Here is a 17740-nt window from a genome sequence, read left to right on the forward strand (position 1 = left end):
TGTAACCATTCGGAACCCCGGTTGCGGTGGATGGGTTTCCCGGGATCCGGGCGGACAGTGGCTTCCTGTCCGGCCGCCGCAGCCGGGCCTAAAGTGGAGGCGTGACCAACTTGGAAGTTTCGCCCCAGCAGGAAGTTTGCCCGCCCGCCCCCGCAGGAGGGACGTCCGGCCCCTGCCTGCAGCTGTGGCCTGAACGTGAGGTGCCGCTGGGTGGGGTCCGCGCCATGAACGTCAAACGCACGTTGCCCCAGCGCGGCCTCCCCACCATCGGGGCCTGGTGCTTCCTGGACAGTTTCGGTCCGGACCGGACCGCGATGTCCGTCCTTCCCCATCCCCACATCGGGCTGCAGACGGTGACCTGGCCGCTGGCGGGGCACATCCACCACCGGGACAGCGTGGGCAGCGACGTGGTGGTGCGCCCCGGAGAGCTGAACATCATGACAGCAGGCCACGGCGTATCGCACTCCGAATTTGCAGTACTTCCTGCCGACGGCGGGGAGTTGCCGCTGCAGCGGGGCCTGCAGCTTTGGGTTGCCCTTCCGGACGCCGACCGGCACAGGGAACCGGCGTTCGAACAGCACCGGGAACTGCCGCGCGCCGCCGGCCGGGGCTTCACGGCGACGGTCATGGTGGGAGAACTGGCAGGGGTGGTCTCCCCCGCAACCATGTTTTCGCCGATCGTCGGCGCGGACGTTTCCTGCGAAGGGGACGCGGTGCTGCCGTTGAACCCCGGCTTTGAGCACGGCATCCTGGTGCTCGACGGCGGCCTGGCGGTGGACGGACAGGACCTGCCGGCGGGGCCGCTGGGCTACCTGGGCACCGGCCGCAGCGAACTTCGAGTGGAGGCCCTGCCCGACACGAGGTTCCTGCTGATCGGCGGCGAGCCCTTTGGTGAGGAACTGCTGATGTGGTGGAACTTCGTGGGCCGCACCCATGACGAAGTGGAACAGGCCAGGGAGGACTGGGAAGCGCAGGCCGGGCTGGCGGACGCTGAAACGGCGGCAGCCCGCTACGGCCTGGTGCCCGGCCACGGCCCGGACGCCGGGGCGGAGGCCGGCCGCATTCCCGCTCCCCCGCTCCCCGGCGTCCGGCTGACACCCCGGAAGCGTTCCGTGGGCTAAGCGGGTTCCGCCACCAACTGCAGGACGCCGAACACCGGTTCCTGGTCCAGCACCCTGACGTCCGTAACGCCGGTTTCGGCGAGGTTCCGGCGGAAGGACTCCTGCAGGGGCGCCACGTTCATGCCAAGCCCTCCGCCCAGGATCACTGGACCCGCAATTTTCAGCTGGCCCAGCACCTGGCCGGCCAGGGCCGCGAGGTCCTGCCCGGCCTGGTCCAGCAGGGCTGCGCTGTCCTGGTGCCCGGAGGCCGCGGCTTCCACGACGTGCCTTGCCTGCTGCGCCCAGAAGCGCCTCCCGGTGTCCGGGGAGTGGAACAAGGCGATGAGCTTGTTGGGATGGTCCAGCCCGCAGGACGCCAGGAGCGCCGCCGTGAGCTGGTCGACGGGCAGGCCCTGGTTCATCCTGCGGAGGCTGTGCCGCACCGCTTCCCGGCCCAGCCAGTAGCCGCTGCCTTCATCCCCCAGCAGGTATCCCCAACCGCCGGCCCTGGCCTCGCCGCCGCCGGCATTGCGTCCCCACGCGGCAGATCCGGTGCCCGCAATGACCGCTACGCCGGTGGCGGCGCGGCCCGCGGCCAGCAGGAGGCGGGAGTCATGGACAACGGTGACGCGTGCTTCGGGGGCCAGGGGCTGGATCAGCGCAGCCAGGGCGGACGCGTCTTCATCGGTATCGATTCCGCCCGATCCCGCGTACACCCGGTCCACCCGTCCTCCGCCGATCCTGGCGAACAGGTCCGCAAGGTTGCGTGCCGCCTGTTCACGGCTCACATTCTGGACGTTGGAGCTTCCGGCCGACTCATCGGCCACGGGGAGGCCGTCCTCGAAACGGATGCCATGCGTCTTGGTGCCGCCGATGTCCAGCCCGATCGTGATGCCGTGCAAAGGACTCGGCGCGGAGCCTGCCGCTTGATCAAAAGGAGTGGCAGAGGGGTTCTGGGTGTTTGTCACGTCACAAGGGTACTTGCCCCATGGTGTTTGGCACCCCGCCGCCCCGGCACCGGAAGCCAGCCGCCGCCGTCGGACATTTTCCCCGGCTCAACCGCCTGGGCCGGTGACCAGCCCGGCCAGCAAGGAGGGCCCCTGCCCCACCACCAGCTCACGGAAAAGCCTGGCCGGAACCGGCTCGCTTTCGGTCTTCCGGCGCCGCCAGCTCAGGCCGACTTCCCGGAAGGCGAGCGCCGAGTCCAGGGGAACCTCCACCCACCCGAGGTCTCCCGTTTCAGGACGCGGCGTCCGGCCGGGAGCGTCGCCGCCCGGCGGCAGGATGCTGACGCCAAGGCCGGCAGAGACCAGGCCACGGACGGTATGGGAATCCTGGCTTTCGAAGGCGATCCGCGGGCGGTATCCGGCCTCCCGGAAGAGCGCGTCGGTGAGGGAACGCAGCCCGTAGCCGGGCCTCATCACCACCACCGGTTCCGTCCGGATGTCGGCCATCCGGGCCATGCGCTGCCGCGCGAGCGGATGGGCATGATGCACCACCAGGCGCAGCGGCTCGCGGTACAGCGGCGCCGAATCAAGGTTTTTGCCGGGTGGAGCGACGGGTGCGGTGAGGGCAAGGTCAGCCTCCCCCGATGACAACTCTTCCAGGCAGGTACTGCGGGCGCCCTGGCTGAGCCGGAAGCCCGTGCCGGGGTGCCGGGCACGGAAGGCACTGATCAGCAGCGGAAGGGTGGCTTCGCCGAAGGTGTGCTGGAAGGACACGGAGACGGTGCCCCTGGCCACGTCGGACTCATTGCGCACCAGGTCCAGACCGGCCTGGAACTCCGCCAGCGCCTGCTCAATGAAGGGCAGCAGGGTCCGGGCGGCAGGAGTCAGGCGGACTCCCCGGCCGTCCCGGACCAGGAGTTCGGTGCCGACGGCGGCGCTGGCCCGCGCAAGTGCCCGGCTCACCGTTGACTGGGGTACTCCAAGGAGTTCCGCCGTCTCTGTCACGTGCTCTGTCCGGCCCAGTTCGGCGAGCACCGGCAGGAGTGGCAACAGCTGGGCCAACTGCTTCCGGTCCGGTTCCATGACAGCCCCTTTCGCACCCTGAATGATCCGCTTTGGCTATCAGCTTTACACAAAACATGCATTGGAAGCATTTATTGTGGGCGGACTACGCTGGTTGGATGCCACAGAATGCAGGCGCCGGCACTGACGCTTCCCCCCTCTGGACCGGCCATGCCAAAGGATCCAGGGCCTACGGGCGGATCCTGGCCGGCCTGTCCTGCGCGGGTGTGGCCACCTTCGCCCAGCTCTACTCCACCCAGGCTGTCCTTCCCCTCCTGGCAGCCGACCTGCGCATCACCGCTGCCGAGGCCGCCCTCACCATCTCCCTTGCCACCGTGGGCCTGGCCGCCACAGTGATTCCCTGGTCGTTCCTGGCCGACAGGATCGGCCGGGTGAAGGCCATGATGTGGGGCATCACCGCTGCCACCGTCCTGGGGCTGCTGGTGCCGATGTCCACCAGCTTCACCATGCTGCTGGTCCTGCGGCTGCTGGAGGGAATGGCGCTGGGCGGCATTCCCGCCATCGCGATTGCCTACCTCAACGAGGAAGTCAGCAAGGCCCATGCCGCCCTGGCCGCTGGCAGCTACGTTGCCGGCACCACGCTGGGAGGACTGTCCGGCCGGCTGGTGGCGGGGCCCGTTGGGGAGCTCTGGGGATGGCGGTCGGCAGCCCTGGCTGTGTCCCTGCTGGCGACCGTTGCCGCCGTCGCATTCCTTGTCCTGGTGCCACGGGCCAGGGGTTTCATCCCTGCCCGGGCCTCCGGCCTCCGCAATGCCGTCCGGACCCTCGGCGGCCACCTGGGGAACATCAGGTTGTTGGCCCTGTACGCCCAGGCGTTCCTGATGATGGGCGGGTTCGTGGCGGTTTACAACTATCTGGGCTTCCGGCTCTCCGGTGCCCCGTTCGGGCTCCCGGCCACGGTGATCAGCCTGATCTTCCTGGCCTACCTGTCCGGTACGTTTTCCTCGCGCTGGGCCGCCGGGATGACCATGCGGTACGGCCGCCGGAACGTGCTGCTGGCAGGACTTGCGCTGTCCCTGGCAGGACTGGCCTTGACCCTCGTCCAGTCCCTGGTCCTGATCCTGGCCGGGCTGGTGGTGTTTACCGGCGGCTTCTTTGCAGCCCACAGCATCGGCTCGGGCTGGACCGGCGCCATCGCCAGGACCCGACGGGCGCAGGCGGCGTCGCTGTACAACCTTGCCTACTACCTGGGTTCCAGCCTGCTGGGCTGGGCCGGCGGCCTGGTCTTCCAGGCGTGGGGCTGGAGCGCCCTTGCGGGAGGCGTCATGGTCCTGGCGTGCCTGACTGCCGCAACTGTCGCCGTCGTCCATCCCGGGGCGGAACCCGCCTCCTGAGGTATGGGCGAATTAACCGGGCCCACGCGGCCGCATTATGGTTTGGATGTTCGGCAGGGCGCGCCGCTGCTGCGCGGGTAGCGGTGATTCTGCGGTCTAGGATGAACTAGGACCGCTTGGAAGGAACCGCAGTGAGTACGAATGCCAGGAACAGCAGGCCCGGGGCGCCCCTGGAGGCGCTGGACGCCATCGACGAGCGTCTCCTCGCGGCCCTGGTGGCGGATGCCAGGATCTCCAATAAACAGCTCGCCGAGATGGTGGGAATTGCACCCTCCACCGCCCTGATGCGGACACGGGCTCTTTCGGAGCGTGGCATCGTCCAGGGCTACGAGGCGAAGCTGAGCCTGTCCGCGATCGGCAGGTCCGTGCAGGCGCTGGTGGCTGTACGGCTCCGCGCCCACGACAGGGACCAGATCGACCGTTTCACCGCACGCGTGCCGCACCTGCCTGCCGTGCTTTCCACCTTCCACACCTCAGGTTCGGTCGACTACCTGCTGCACATCGCCGTCGGAAGCACCGAAGACCTGCGCGACTGGGTACTGGACAACCTGGCCACCGACCCCGTGGTGGGCCACACCGAAACCACCCTCGTCTTCGAACACATCCAGGGCAACCACGGCCCGCTTCCGGACTAGCACCGGACCACGGCGACTGCTCAGGCGGCGGCCTGCCGCCTTGCCGGCTGGAGCACCGTTGCGGCGGCAAGAACGAGGGCCGCTGTGCCGCACAGCAGGACGAAGCCCTGCACGGCAGCTGCCATCCCGAACGCCGCACTGGCCCAGCCCAGGCCCAGCACCGGCACGGCGCTTCCCAGGTAGGTGATGACGTAGACGGTGCTGATGATCTGCGCGTGGCGTGCCGGTTCCACCCGGGCCGCCACGTCGTTGAAGACTGTCCGGAACGCCAGCCCTTGCCCCACCCCCGCGGCAACGGCGGCCCCCACCAGCATCAGGGGACTGCGCCAGGCACCGGCGGCCCCCAGCAGCATGACGGAAATGCCGAGGACGGCCAGGCCCACTGGCACGGTCAGGCGCCCGCGGACCGTCACCAGCTGGCTCAGGGCCGACGCACCAAGCGGCAGGCCCGCCAGCACGCCGATCAGCGGCCGGGAGTCCGTGCCCAGGACCTGGGCGAAGTAGCCCGGGGCCAGCGACAGGGAGAAGCCAAACACGGCAAAGCTGAGGAAGCCGACGCCGGATGCCAGCCAGAAAGGGCCCCTCGCCTGGCTGGACACGGAAGGCCGGCGCGGTGCAAGGGCATGCAGCGGCCGGGACACCGCAGGCACCACGATGGCCGGGCGGGCGCGGATCAGGTAAAGCGGCACCAGGAGCCCGGCGAGCAGCACGGAATGGACAGCGTAGGGAGCCGTGGTGGCGCCCGGAAGCTGGGACAGCAGGCCGCCGATGACGGGGCCTGCCGCAACTCCCCCTGAGGATGCCAGCAGGGTAAAGCGCGATGCCCACTCCGGCCGGGACGGAAGCAGTTCACGCAGGGCCGCCGCGCTGGCTCCCGTGGCGAGCGCAACTGCCATCCCCTGCAGGGCCCGGCCGGCGCACAGGGCCGCGAGCGTCTGGGCCCCGGCAAAGATCCAGCCGCCCGCAAGTCCGGTCAGCACGGCGACCAGGAGGGCCGCCCGCCGGCCGATATGGTCCGACCAGTGCCCGGCCAGGAGCAGCGTTCCCACCAGCGCCAGGACATAGCTGGCGAAGGCTGCGGTTACCTCCAGGCTGGACAGTCCCAGGTTGGCCTGCAGCAAGGGGTACAGCGGCGTGGCGAGGTTGGCGCCCACCAGGAGCATGAAGATGGCCGCCCCGGAAATCACCAGCCGTGCCGTGGTGGACGCATTCCACCCGCTGGGCGTGGCCGTTACCGGACGCATGCGCAGTTCGCTGAAGACCGTCATTGTGCCGCCTTAGGGGTCCGCCGCGGCGGGTGGTCCTTGTGGGAGCCCGGCGCGGATACAACTGTGTTGGTTCAAGAGTGCGGCACGGCTGCACTATCCATCCGATATCTGGCGGATAATTGAGCAAAATCATCAACATATGGGTGCTGGCGTGATGGAGAGTGACGATCGTGAACAAGTTGGACCCTACAGACCTGAAGATCCTCCTGGCCCTCATCAGGGATCCCCGGATCCAGATCGGTGAGCTCAGCGACTCGCTGGGCATCGCCCGCAACACGGCGCAGTCGCGCGTGCGCCGCCTGCTCCGCGCCGGCGTGCTGCGCCCGGGCGGCCGCGAGGTGGACCTGGAGGCGGTGGGCTATGACGTGGTGGCGTTCGTAACGATTGAAGTCTCCCACCGCGAGCTCGACGGCGTGGTGGCGGCGCTGCGCCTCATCCCGCAGGTCCTGGAAGTCCATGAAATCTCCGGCCGGGGCGACGTCTGGTGCCGGGTGGTTGCCACCGACACCCACAACCTCCAGTCATCCCTGCGGCAGGTCCTGAGGATCAAGGGAGTTATCCGGACAGAGACCGTCCTGGCCCTGCACACCCATATCCCCTACCGCACCGAACCCCTCATCAGCGGCCTCAGCAGTGCCGCAGCCACGGCTAGGATTTCCTGAATGACCATCATCGATAACGCCGTCTACGTCAACGGCGTCCGCCACGCCGAGCCCGAAAGCCTTGAGCAGACCTTTGAGACGCTGGCCCGGCACGGCGGCATGGCATGGATCGGGCTCTACCGGCCCACTGCGGAAGAAATGAGCGCGGTCGCCAACGAGTTCGGGCTCCACGCGCTTGCAGTGGAGGATGCCGTTTCGGCCCACCAACGGCCCAAGCTTGAGCGGTATGACGACAACCTCTTCACGGTCCTGCGGCCTGCCCGGTACCTGGATGCGGACGAGAGCGTGGAGTTCGGTGAGCTCCACGTCTTCACCGGGAAGAACTTTGTAGTGACGGTGCGGCATGCGGAAACGGCCGGCGTGGCCCGCGTGCGGCAGCGGCTGGAGGCCCGGCCGGACCTCCTCCAGCACGGCCCCGAGGCTGTGCTCTACGCCCTGCTGGACCGGGTGGTGGATGACTACGCGCCGGTGGTGGCCGGGCTGGAGAACGACATTGACGAGATTGAGGACCAGCTGTTCAGCGGCGACTCCTCGGTCTCACGCCGGATTTATGAGCTGGCCCGCGAAGTGATCCAGTTCCAGCGCGCCATCCACCCCCTGCCGGAAATGCTGGACCAGCTGAAGCGGGGCTTCGAGAAGTACCAGGTGGAAACTGAACTGCGGCACAACCTGCGCGACGTGGAAGACCACGTCGAGCGGGTGATTTCCCGGGCCGACTCGTTCCGGGACTTGCTGCAGAACGCCCTGACCCTGGACGGAACACTGACTGCCAACCGGCAGAACGAGGCCAGCGCCGAGCAGAACGAACAGGTCAAGAAGATCTCGTCCTGGGCAGCAATCCTCTTCGCGCCGTCGTTTGTGGCTGGCATCTACGGCATGAACTTCGACAGTATGCCCGAGCTCCACTGGACCCTCGGCTATCCCTTTGCCCTGGTCCTCATGGTGGCTGCCGGGGCCGCCATGTACGGGATCTTCAAAAAGAAGGGCTGGATTTAGGGATCCCAGGGTTCGGGCACCGCAGGCCCGGACCTCAGGCGGCAGCGCTCAGGCGGCCACTCCCGTGGTGCCCCGGATGCTCTCTGGCCGGGCCGGCCGTCCCGCAGCCAGCGCCACCCGCGCATTGCCCGCCGCATGGACAATGGCCGAAACAACCAGGAACGCAACCAGGACCTGCGCTGTGGCAACGAACACTCCTGCCCACCCGCCGTCGAGCGTTGGATCCAGGAAATCGTAGACATACCACCCGTCCAGACCCCCGCGGATCCAGGAGAACGCCAGGAACGCCACCGGGTAGCCCAACCAGGCAAGGGGCCGCCACCACGTCCCGCGGACCGTCCTGGTGACCAGCAGCCAGTCAAGCGCGGTTACCAGCGGAGCGAGTCGGTGGTGGACCATCTGGGGCCAATACAGGTCCCAGCTCCACCAGGGCTCCCCCGGCGGAGCCACCAGCACCACGTAGATAATCCCCGTCATCACCAGATACAGGACCAGCGCACCGAAAAGGTGGTCCCACCACAGCGGCAGCCGGCTGCGCTGCCGGACACCCGAAACAATCAAAACGAGCCCCAAGACAAGGTTCCCATGGATGGTGAACTCCGAGTAAAGCTGCGGAATGTCCACATCGTTACCGGGGAGGGTGGCGTCAAACGTCTTTTGGACGAGCGCGGCGAGCACGAACAACCCGACAAGGATCCGGACAGTGCGGATCCAGGGGCGGTCAGGGTGCAGTGCGCGGTTGGCGGGGGTGTTCTTCCGGATAGGCGGAAGCGCCGGCTCAGGACCGACGGCTGGCTCTCTGCGGCTCATGCAGAGAAGCATGGTGCGGACTGCCGCTGGGCGGCTAGGGTCTTTTGGCCGTCAGGGGTTTCGGCCCCTGCCGGACCTGTAGCCATTGGTCCGGCAGGCGGATGTGGGTCAGACGTTTGTTTTGCGCTTCAGCCAGCCCCAGACGCCGGTGGCGACAAACAGGACCAGGCCGATGATGGCGAGCCAGATGAGGCCTTTGACGACGAAGCCGACGATGGACAGGATGAGCCAGATGACCAGAAGGCCGATGATGATTCCCATGGGCCCACTCTAGGCCCCCGAAATTCGATCGGGGCGCCCATCGGGCCCGCGTTTTGCCCAGCGGCGCTTCGTCTCGTTGACCACCCGCAGCGTCTGCCTCCGATCCAGCCGTTGGCTTTGGTTCAGGCCGCGGTGACCCGACCCGTGCTTCCGTCCACCGTCACGGCCTGCCCGTCAGCCAGGGTGCTGGTACCGTTCCCCGTGCCCATGACAGCCGGGATGCCGTACTCCCGGGCGACGATCGCGGCATGGGAGCCGACGCCGCCCAAATCCACCACCACCGCAGCAGCCCGCTGGAACAGTGGGGTCCAGGATGGGTTGGTGTAGGGGCAGACCAGGATTTCACCGCTCCTCAGCAACCCGAATTCATCCGGGCTGCGGATGATCCGCACTGCCCCCGTCGCCTGGCCCCGGCTGGCAGGCGTGCCGCTGGCCAGGACCCCGCGCGGCCGCCGGGAGCCGGCGAACAACGAAACGGGGTCCAGCAGCGGGATACCCTCAAGCTCCCTGCGCTTGGCAGCCCTTGCCAGCACCAGGCGGCGGTACCGTTCCCGGTCGTCCGCCGGCAACGCCCCGCCGTCGGGCATTGCGGCCAGTTCCTCGAAACGCAGGTGGTTGACGTCCCCTGGGTCCGCCAAAACGCCGGCCACGGCCAGGCGGCGCCCCAACTCCAGCAGCGCCCTGCGCAGGGGCGGCAGCACTTTCGTGGCATGGAAGTGGCTGTCCTCCCGGAACGCCATCCCGGCCTTGGCTGCTTGGACCACTGACAAGGCGTGGCGGCGGAGGACGGGCACGCGGAGGGCAGGATGCCGCATCAGGTCCGCGAGCGCCTCGCCGGTCTGGTCCCGGACGGGCGGGCGACCACCCATCATCGACGTAATGAGCCCGAGCACCACCTCGGGAGCGCCCGACCATGTAGGTGCGCTGCTGAGCACCACACTTACCGTTTCGCGGTGGCCGTACTCGGCCAGGAAACCTTCGAAGGAGGACCGGAACCCGGCGAATTCCCCTCCCTGCTCCAGTGCTGCCAGTAATTCATCCGGTGGGAGGGTGCTGAAGATCCGGTTCAGGGCCGGACTGGACCTGACCTGGCCAGCCAGATTCTCCAGCGCCTTGTTGGCCTGGCTGGTGCGGGTTTCCGCACCGGCGATGAGAGCCGGCGCAAGCTTCAGCTTGCCCAGCGTCAGGAGCATCAGGCGCAGTTCCAGTTGGGGAAGGAGTATCCCCGGAAAGTAGGAGATCCTCAGCTCGGTGATCCCCCGCATGGTGGTGAAGGCCTCGTTGGCAAGCGCAATGACTCCCTGCCAGGAGAGGGCGCGCGGGTCGTGGGCGGCAAGCCTGCTGACGTTGTCCAGAAAGGTTTGGAACCTGCTGTCGAGGGTCCACCGGGCAGGGTCGTAGCGCCTGGCCCGGCGGACGAGGGACAGAGGCGCGAGCAGCGTCCGCAGGGTGGGCCTGGGTACTGGCGGGATCAGCCGCACAACCACGCCGTCTTCTTCGGGCAACAGCTTCTCCAAGGGCGGGAATGAAACACCCACGCTGCCGGCTATGCCGTGGAGCATGACCAGGATCCCGCGCTGCATCCACCCGGAGACGTCCAGGGGATAGGGGCGGACCTGGAACATCTCCAGCAAAAAGGGCGCCAGCAGGCGCTGGATCGGGTTGAGCCGCAATGGCTGCGGGGGCAGGGCAGTTATGGGCCTGGATTGCACCAGGAAAACGCGGTTGCCCGCAATGGCCCATTCGATGTCCTGGGGGCGGCCGAAGTGGTCCTGCACGCTCACCGCCAACCGTGCCAGCTCAGCGGCCTGGCCGCTCCCGATACCGGGGACGGAATCTCCCGTCCCAACGGATCTCTCGGTACCGCCTTCCGCCCCTGCCCGGATGACCACCTCATGCCAGCCCCGGCTAAAGGCGCGTATTCCACCCGCCCGGTCAAGGACATACCGTTCAGGGATGACCTCGCCTGCAACCACCGCCTCACCCAGGCCGGGGCTTGCATCGATGAGGACTTCGTTGCCCTCACCCGTTACCGGGTTGGCGGTGAACATAACGCCTGCTGCGTCGGCACGCACCATTTCCTGGACGACGACGGCCATGGCTGCGCCGGCGGGATCGACGCCCTGCCTGCGGCGGTAGGAAATGGCCCGGTCCGTCCACAGCGACGCCCAGCAATCCGCCACCGCCTGGACCACTGCCGTTTCCCCATGGACATTCAGGTAGGTGTCCTGCTGCCCGGCGAAGGTGGCACCTGGCAGGTCTTCGGCGGTTGCGCTGGAACGGACCGCCACCGGGCTCCGGCCCATGCTTGCATAAGCCGCGGCAATGTCCTTGCGGACACGGTCCGGCATCTTTGCCTCCGTGAAAAGGGTACGGATCTCCGCCGGCGGCGCGCCAGCCTCAAGCAACCGGCCAAGCTCGCCGCCCACCCCGGATTCCTCGAGCATGGCGAGGTATGCCGTGGTGGTCACCACGAACCCGGGCGGAACCGGAAAGCCGGCCCGCACCAGTTCGCCAAGGTTGGCTCCCTTTCCACCGGCCAGGGCAACGTCGTGGGCTCCGAAATCCCGCAGGTTACCGACCGTCGTTCCATTCATCCCGCGGCTCCTGACACTGTTCCGCCCGCTGCTGCCTCCAAGCTAAGCCACCCGGAGCGGGCACACAACAACGCCCCCACCGACGGCGTTGCGTGGTCTGTGGACGGGAAGCCCGTCCGGGTGTATACCGATGGGACCCGGGCAGCCGTGACCGCGGCCGGGTCGAGGGGCGGGATTCCCAGGAAGACGAAATGGCCAAGCGCATAGTAGTTTGCTGCGACGGAACGTGGGCAACCCCCGACCAGGCTGAAGACGGGCAGCCGTGCCCTACCAATGTCACAAAACTCGCCCTGGGGATCGCCTCTGCCGGCAAGGACAGGAACGGCACTGACATTGAGCAGAGGGTCTTCTATCATCGCGGGGTGGGCGCCGGACGCCACGACCGTCTCGGTGGAGGCGCTTTCGGCGCAGGCCTCTCCTACGACATCCTCGCCGCCTACCGCTTCATTATGGGGAACTTCCAGCCGGGGGACGAGTTGTTCCTGCTGGGCTTCAGCCGGGGAGCCTACACAGCCCGCAGTACCGCGGGATTGATCAGGAACGCGGGTATCCTGCGCCGGCGTTTCCGGGGAAGGCTGGGCGACGCCTACAGCCTCTACAGGGACCGGACTGCCACCACCAATCCGCGTTCCGTTGAAGCCACGCTCTTCCGCCGGTCCTTCTCCCACGAGGCCCGGATCCATTGCATCGCGGTCTGGGACACGGTGGGCGCGCTCGGCATCCCGCTCACCGGGGTACCTGTCGTCGACAGGTTCAACCGCAGATTTGCCTTCCACGACACTGCGCTGTCCATAAGCGTCGACAACGCATTCCAGGCCCTGGCAATAGACGAAAAACGTAAACCGTTCGCACCGGCACTCTGGCAGCCGCAGGCAGAAGCGGACGGCCAGAGACTGGAACAGGTATGGTTCACCGGAACCCACGGTGACGTGGGCGGCGGGAACCGGAGCACCCTGCTCTCCGACGTCGCCTTGGCATGGATCGTTGAACGCACCCGGAGCGCAGGGCTTGCCTTCCGCCCCGAGGCCTTCGGGGCTGCGACAGGTGAGCCCGTGGAGCCCTCCGACCCGTGGCCGCCGATCCAGGAATCCCGCGTTGGTTTATGGAGAATGCTTCCTGCCTACGTCAGGCCCATAGGTTCAACCGATCCCGCGCACGAACGGGTGGCAGATTCGGTGATGAGGCGGCAGGGTGCCGATCCAACCTACCGGCCACCCAACTTGGTCCGCTATTTAGGGGAAAGGCCTGGCAATCCACTGTTGTCCTGAGGAGCGGCCCGGCCACCCGCCGGGACCGGCCGGGGGCCTGCAAATTGTGGAGCTAAGGAGATTCGAACTCCTGACCTCTTCGATGCGAACGAAGCGCTCTACCAACTGAGCTATAGCCCCGGACGTATCCGCGCCCTCACGGGCTGCTGCCCGCCGGTGCGGAACCGGTGTCCCTAGGCTACAAATTTTCCCGGCCCAATGCCAATCGAACCGCGCGGTACGCCATGGAGGAACGCAAGGCGCTTCCTGGGTCCTATGCGCGCCGGCGCTGGAGGACGTCGTCGAGGTTGCTGAGGGCGCTTTGGGCCTTGGACAGCTGCTGTGCTTCCGCTGCGGCAGCCGCCTCCACCGCCGGCGTAGAAGTGGCGCCCTGCTTCAGTGACGGCTTGCCCACTGCCTTCGGCGCTTCCGGAAGCTCAAGCGGCTTCGGCTCCGGACGCTCCGCCTTCGGGGCTTCCACATAGACAGGCTTGGGGACCTCCACCGGCTCCCACGGGGTGCTTGCAGGGGCAGAAGGAGCGGGCGCTGCCACACTGGTGTCCCCTGCAGCTACAGCGACGGCGAGGGCTGCTTCACGAAGCTCCACGGCGGTCAGCGGCTTAACTTTGGGCGCACCTGCCTCGGCGTCGAAAAGCGGGCTGTCCGGCCGCGCGGGGGCCGCTGCGGGCTTCGAAGGCAGTACGACGGCGTCTTCCGGCCGGCGTGCCGGCGCACTCATGGCCGAACGGAAGGCAGCGTCCACCTTGGCCTTGCGGTCGCGGACGGCGAGCCAGCGCAGCAGTGCCACCGAGGCGACGGTCACCAGGGTGCAGCCGAGCGGCAGGGCCGGCGAACCGATGCCGAAGGGAAGCAGCACACCCGAGATAAAAGCGGTGACCAGGGACAGCAGTCCCGCGAGTGCCAGGGCGGTCCGGCCGTAGCGAATGCGGAACGGCGCCGCAGGTGGGGTGCTTGCAGTGCCGGCAATGGATGCGGCACTCTTCCTGGGTTCCATGGCTTTCTCCTGCTGGGCGGCGACGTTCAGGACCAGGCCGGCATGCGGATCCGGCCTGTCATCGGCGGGGGCGTCTGCCAGGAAGTCGACGGCGGGCTGGAACTGGTGCCGGCGGTTCCGGAGGACGTAAGGGGCAACCCATACAATCCAGAGCGCGACGGCAACCACAAGGATCACTGAGCTGCTAAGGGGGAAGTCCACACTCAAAACCGTATGAGCATCATGCCTGCTCAGGCCGCATTAGCTTCGGTGTGTCGTGCCCCCACTGGCAAACCGTTGGATTTATGACCGGCGCGACGCCAGCCACGGACCCAGGAGGCCGTCAGGGACCTCTTCGGAGGTCAGGGCGAAGGACCGGTGGTCCGCCCATTTGCCGTTGATGTGCAGGAAACGGGGGCGGTATCCCTCGTCCCGGAAACCCAGCTTTTCCACGACCCGCAGGCTGGGTCCGTTCTCGGGCCGGATGTTGATTTCCATCCGGTGCAGGCCAAGCGTCCGGAAGCAGTGGTCCGTTACCAGTGCCACCGATGTCGGGGCTATTCCCCGTCCCGCCCGGGATTGGTCCACCCAGTACCCCAAGGTGGCCATCATGGCCGAACCCCAGACGATTGACGACACGGTCAGCTGGCCTACGATGGCCGGGTTCCGCAGGCCCGGCTGCCACTCGGTGATGAGGAAAGGCAGCGCGGTAGCCTGTGCCGCCTGCACATTGAGGGAACGGACCATGTGCCGGTAGTCGGGAAGTCCGCCGGTTGGGTCCGGGTTGGAGGCCTCCCACGGCGCCAGCCACTCACTGTTCCGCGACCGTACTTCAGTCCACTCTTTTTTGTCGCGGTACCGGATGGGCCGCAGGACCAGGTCGCCGCACTCGAGGGTGGCCGGCCAGATGGGACCTGTAGGCACGGCGCTACCCGGAGAGGCCGGCGGTGAAGCCCGGCAGCCATTCCCGCAGCCCCGGTCCCAGGTCATCACTGTCGATGGCCAGCTGGACGCAGGCCTTGAGGTAGCTGAGCTTGTCGCCGGTGTCGTACCGGCGGCCACGGAACACCACGCCGTACACGCCGTGTCCCTCGCCGTCGCCTGTTGCAAGTTCCTGCAGGGCATCCGTCAGCTGGATTTCGCCGCCGCGGCCCGGTTCGGTGTGCTCGAGGACGTCAAACACAGCGGGGTGCAGGACGTAACGCCCGATCAGCGCCAGGTTGGATGGCGCTTCCTCCGGCGAGGGCTTCTCGACGAGCCGGTTGACGCGGACGTAATCTTCGCCGTCGATCTCCTGGACGTCGGCGCAGCCGTAGGCGCTGATCTGGGAGGGTTCGACCTCGATGAGCGCGACGACGGACCCGCCGGTTTTCGCCTGAACGTCAATCATGATGCTGAGGAGTTCGTCGCGGGCATCGATGAGATCGTCGCCCAGCAGGACTGCGAAGGCTTCGTCGCCCACGTGCTGCTTTGCCCGGAGCACGGCGTGCCCCAGGCCGTGGGGATCGCCCTGCCGGACGTAGTGGATGTCACCCAGCTGGCTTGCTGCCTGGATGGATGCAAGCTTTTCCGTATCGCCCTTGTCCTCAAGGGCGGATTCGAGGGACGGCACCCTATCAAAGTGGTCTTCGAGCGCACGTTTGTTGCGGCCGGTAATCATCAGGACGTCGTTGAGGCCCACGTGGACGGCCTCCTCCACCACATACTGGATGGCAGGCTTGTCCACAACGGGCAGCATTTCCTTGGGCATGGCCTTGGTGGCAGGCAGGAACCTGGTGCCCAGGCCCGCGGCGGGAATGACGGCTTTGCGGACTCTGGGTTTACTGGTGTTCACCGGACTAATCTAACGTCAGCGTCAAGTATTTCAGTAACCACCGGTACGGCAGGCCGGCACCGGGCCCAAGGCTGCGGTCCGTTGGGCGATGCAGGGAGGACAGCATGCTGCAAGAGACGAACGCCGTCAAGGACGGTATCCGGACGGCCCACCGGCGCCGGCGGGCGGGCCTGACGCCGGCGCAACTGGAGGCTGCCGGCCTGGCCCTGGCCACCCACGGGGAAGCCTGGGCTGGATCGGTGACGCAGGGCCGCCCCGGCATAGCCTGCGTATACCTTGGCGTGGGACAGGAACCGCCCACCCTGCCGCTGATCAACGCCCTGCATCACAGCGGCCACCAGGTGCTGCTTCCGGTGTGCGAGCCGGCACGGGAGTTGAGCTGGGTGTTCTGGACTCCGGATACCGGCTACGAACGCAGCAAATACGCGCCCATCCTGGAACCCGCCGGGCCCCGGCACGGGCCCGAAACTGCCGGTGATGCAGCCGTGCTTTTCATTCCCGCCACTGCGGTGGACCGTGCCGGCAACAGGATCGGCCAGGGCGGCGGGTACTACGACAAATTCCTGGGACACCTTGCAACGGCCGGGAAGGAAATACCGTTGGCCGCTGTTATCTACGACGATGAATTGCTGCCTGCGGGCCGGATTCCTGCGGAGGAGTTCGACCGGCCGGTCCCTGCGGTCCTTGCGCCGTCCGGGTACCAGCCACTCACGGGCGGCGCCTGACCCCGGGCCGTCCGGGGGCAATGATAGAATTAGCACTCAGGCCCTGCGACTGCTAATGGTTTACCAGCTGGCAGCACGGGACCTCTCGTTTGCCCATGAGGAGGAGCACCAGTGCCCACATATGCTTACGCCTGCAAGGATTGCGGCCACGCCTTCGACATCGTCCAGTCGTTCTCGGACAGCAGCCTGACGTCCTGCCCTGAATGCCAGGGAACGTTGCGCAAGAAGTTCAACAGCGTCGGCGTTGTCTTCAAGGGCTCGGGTTTCTACCGCACGGACTCCCGTGACTCCAAGGGCAGCTCCGTCTCGCCCGCGCCCGCCGCAGCTCCAGCCGCGCCCGCGGCCGCCCCCGCCGCTGCGGCACCGGCGGCCGCCGCAAGCTAATTTCGGCACAGCCTTTACGACGGCGGCCGGCGCCTTCCAGCGTCCGGCCGCTTTTGTCCACGCCGCTTTTGTCCACATAGCCGCATTCCCGGCTCCCTTGCGCCCTGGTCCGCAATTAGCGTGGGCGCATGCCCATTCTTTCCCGCCGTCGCCGCGCCGGCCTCCGATATCCAACCAGCGCCGCCGGCATAGGCCGCAGCCCCAGGAACCGTCCCCTGCCCGCCCGTGTGGCCGCTTGGTTGAGCCGCAACCGCCGGCTCAGCGCTGCGCTGCTGTTTTGTGCAGCTGCCGCCCTCGCCGTCCAGCAGCTCACTCCTGCCCCGCTCTCCACCGCCACCGCACTGGCCGCTGCCCGGGATCTTCCTGCCGGGACCACCGTGGCGGAAGCGGACGTGGTCCGCGTCCAGGTGCCGCCGGGCATGGTGGCCGAAGGCTTCCTCAAGGATGATGCCGCCGCCACCGGCAAGCAGCTCGCCGCGCCTCTGCGAAAGGGCCAGCTCCTCACCGATGCCCAGCTCGTGGGCCCAGGACTCCTGGCAGGTACACCGCCCGGTTCAGCCGCGGTCCCCCTGCGGATGGCGGACGCCTCATCCATCCAGCTGGTCTCCCCCGGCCAGTTGGTCAACGTCGTGCTCACATCAGCCAACGGGTTCGATCAACAGGGTCCGTCCGAGGTGCTGGCGTCCGCCGTCCCCGTACTGTGGACCTCCAACAAGGGCGGCCAGAGCGGACAATGGCTGGGCACCACGGAAACAGACGGACTCATCGTGGTGGCAGCCACCGCCGAACAATCATCGCGCCTGGCCGGAGCCTCCACCCAGGGCAGGCTGTTCTTCGTCCTGGTTGGCCCGCAGTGACCTTGT

18 protein-coding genes and 1 tRNA gene are annotated in these 17740 nt (G+C 67.4%); 9 read left to right on the forward strand and 10 right to left on the reverse strand.

The window, feature by feature from the left end:
* Positions 1 to 101 precede the first annotated feature (101 nt).
* Positions 102 to 1121, forward strand: coding sequence for a pirin family protein (locus ACTHQS_RS03490; RefSeq protein WP_440166120.1), 1020 nt, complete (start codon positions 102 to 104; stop codon positions 1119 to 1121).
* Here the strand turns inward: ACTHQS_RS03490 and ACTHQS_RS03495 are convergent.
* Together ACTHQS_RS03495 and ACTHQS_RS03500 are read right to left on the reverse strand one after the other, a co-directional pair.
* A complete protein-coding gene (locus ACTHQS_RS03495; protein WP_440166122.1) occupies positions 1118 to 2068 on the reverse strand; it encodes an N-acetylglucosamine kinase in 951 nt (316 codons plus the stop codon). The two genes, ACTHQS_RS03490 and ACTHQS_RS03495, sit on opposite strands and share 4 nt — an antisense overlap.
* Positions 2069 to 2155: 87 nt before the next feature.
* Positions 2156 to 3130, reverse strand: a complete 975-nt coding sequence (locus ACTHQS_RS03500; protein ID WP_440166124.1) for a LysR family transcriptional regulator — start codon at positions 3128 to 3130, stop codon at positions 2156 to 2158.
* 98 nt (positions 3131 to 3228) lie between these two features.
* On the opposite strand from ACTHQS_RS03500, the gene ACTHQS_RS03505 reads away from it, so the two are divergent.
* The gene (locus ACTHQS_RS03505) at positions 3229 to 4464 is read left to right on the forward strand and encodes an MFS transporter (protein WP_440166126.1); all 1236 of its coding nucleotides are present in this window, start codon (positions 3229 to 3231) and stop codon (positions 4462 to 4464) included.
* 131 nt (positions 4465 to 4595) lie between these two features.
* Positions 4596 to 5099: an Lrp/AsnC family transcriptional regulator gene (locus tag ACTHQS_RS03510; RefSeq protein WP_440166128.1), complete on the forward strand. Its 504-nt coding sequence runs from the start codon at positions 4596 to 4598 to the stop codon at positions 5097 to 5099.
* A 20-nt stretch (positions 5100 to 5119) separates the two neighbouring features.
* Here ACTHQS_RS03510 and ACTHQS_RS03515 read toward each other — a convergent pair whose 3' ends face one another.
* Positions 5120 to 6367, reverse strand: a complete 1248-nt coding sequence (locus ACTHQS_RS03515) for an MFS transporter (protein ID WP_440166130.1) — start codon at positions 6365 to 6367, stop codon at positions 5120 to 5122.
* Between the two features lie 170 nt (positions 6368 to 6537).
* Here ACTHQS_RS03515 and ACTHQS_RS03520 point away from each other — a divergent pair, with 170 nt between their 5' ends.
* Together ACTHQS_RS03520 and corA are read left to right on the forward strand one after the other, a co-directional pair.
* Entirely contained in the window at positions 6538 to 7029 is a 492-nt protein-coding gene (locus ACTHQS_RS03520; RefSeq protein ID WP_440166132.1) for an Lrp/AsnC family transcriptional regulator, read from the forward strand.
* Complete coding sequence (corA, locus tag ACTHQS_RS03525; protein ID WP_440166134.1) at positions 7030 to 8025, forward strand: magnesium/cobalt transporter CorA; 996 nt, start codon at positions 7030 to 7032, stop codon at positions 8023 to 8025.
* 48 nt (positions 8026 to 8073) lie between these two features.
* Here the strand turns inward: corA and ACTHQS_RS03530 are convergent, their stop codons facing one another.
* The 3 genes from ACTHQS_RS03530 to ACTHQS_RS03540 all read right to left on the reverse strand — a co-directional run bounded on the left by ACTHQS_RS03530 (position 8074) and on the right by ACTHQS_RS03540 (position 11693).
* A complete protein-coding gene (locus ACTHQS_RS03530) occupies positions 8074 to 8835 on the reverse strand; it encodes a Pr6Pr family membrane protein (protein ID WP_440166136.1) in 762 nt (253 codons plus the stop codon).
* A 108-nt stretch (positions 8836 to 8943) separates the two neighbouring features.
* Positions 8944 to 9096 carry an LPXTG cell wall anchor domain-containing protein gene (locus ACTHQS_RS03535; RefSeq protein ID WP_440166138.1) on the reverse strand — a complete coding sequence of 51 codons (153 nt, stop codon included), beginning with the start codon at positions 9094 to 9096 and terminating at the stop codon, positions 8944 to 8946.
* Between the two features lie 122 nt (positions 9097 to 9218).
* On the reverse strand, positions 9219 to 11693 hold the full coding sequence (locus tag ACTHQS_RS03540; RefSeq protein ID WP_440166140.1) for a PEP/pyruvate-binding domain-containing protein: 2475 nt from the start codon (positions 11691 to 11693) through the stop codon (positions 9219 to 9221).
* A gap of 191 nt (positions 11694 to 11884) precedes the next feature.
* On the opposite strand from ACTHQS_RS03540, the gene ACTHQS_RS03545 reads away from it, so the two are divergent.
* Positions 11885 to 12961: a DUF2235 domain-containing protein gene (locus ACTHQS_RS03545; RefSeq protein ID WP_440166142.1), complete on the forward strand. Its 1077-nt coding sequence runs from the start codon at positions 11885 to 11887 to the stop codon at positions 12959 to 12961.
* A gap of 47 nt (positions 12962 to 13008) precedes the next feature.
* Here the strand turns inward: ACTHQS_RS03545 and ACTHQS_RS03550 are convergent.
* The 4 genes from ACTHQS_RS03550 to galU all read right to left on the reverse strand — a co-directional run bounded on the left by ACTHQS_RS03550 (position 13009) and on the right by galU (position 15768).
* Positions 13009 to 13081 (reverse strand) — tRNA-Ala (locus ACTHQS_RS03550).
* Positions 13082 to 13214: 133 nt separating this feature from the next.
* Entirely contained in the window at positions 13215 to 14132 is a 918-nt protein-coding gene (locus tag ACTHQS_RS03555) for a hypothetical protein (protein ID WP_440166652.1), read from the reverse strand.
* A gap of 105 nt (positions 14133 to 14237) precedes the next feature.
* Complete coding sequence (locus ACTHQS_RS03560) at positions 14238 to 14858, reverse strand: GNAT family N-acetyltransferase (RefSeq protein ID WP_440166143.1); 621 nt, start codon at positions 14856 to 14858, stop codon at positions 14238 to 14240.
* Positions 14859 to 14862: 4 nt separating this feature from the next.
* Positions 14863 to 15768 (reverse strand): UTP--glucose-1-phosphate uridylyltransferase GalU, encoded by a 906-nt coding sequence (galU, locus tag ACTHQS_RS03565; protein WP_440166145.1) that lies wholly within the window; start codon positions 15766 to 15768, stop codon positions 14863 to 14865.
* Positions 15769 to 15872: 104 nt separating this feature from the next.
* Here galU and ACTHQS_RS03570 point away from each other — a divergent pair, with 104 nt between their 5' ends.
* The 3 genes from ACTHQS_RS03570 to ACTHQS_RS03580 all read left to right on the forward strand — a co-directional run bounded on the left by ACTHQS_RS03570 (position 15873) and on the right by ACTHQS_RS03580 (position 17734).
* Positions 15873 to 16493: a 5-formyltetrahydrofolate cyclo-ligase gene (locus ACTHQS_RS03570; RefSeq protein WP_440166147.1), complete on the forward strand. Its 621-nt coding sequence runs from the start codon at positions 15873 to 15875 to the stop codon at positions 16491 to 16493.
* Positions 16494 to 16604: 111 nt separating this feature from the next.
* Complete coding sequence (locus ACTHQS_RS03575; RefSeq protein ID WP_387557323.1) at positions 16605 to 16877, forward strand: FmdB family zinc ribbon protein; 273 nt, start codon at positions 16605 to 16607, stop codon at positions 16875 to 16877.
* Positions 16878 to 17005: 128 nt separating this feature from the next.
* The gene (locus tag ACTHQS_RS03580; RefSeq protein WP_440166149.1) at positions 17006 to 17734 is read left to right on the forward strand and encodes an RcpC/CpaB family pilus assembly protein; all 729 of its coding nucleotides are present in this window, start codon (positions 17006 to 17008) and stop codon (positions 17732 to 17734) included.
* Positions 17735 to 17740 lie beyond the last annotated feature (6 nt).

The sequence above is a fragment of the Arthrobacter sp. SAFR-044 genome (assembly GCF_051965175.1).
In the GTDB taxonomy this organism is placed as follows: domain Bacteria; phylum Actinomycetota; class Actinomycetes; order Actinomycetales; family Micrococcaceae; genus Arthrobacter.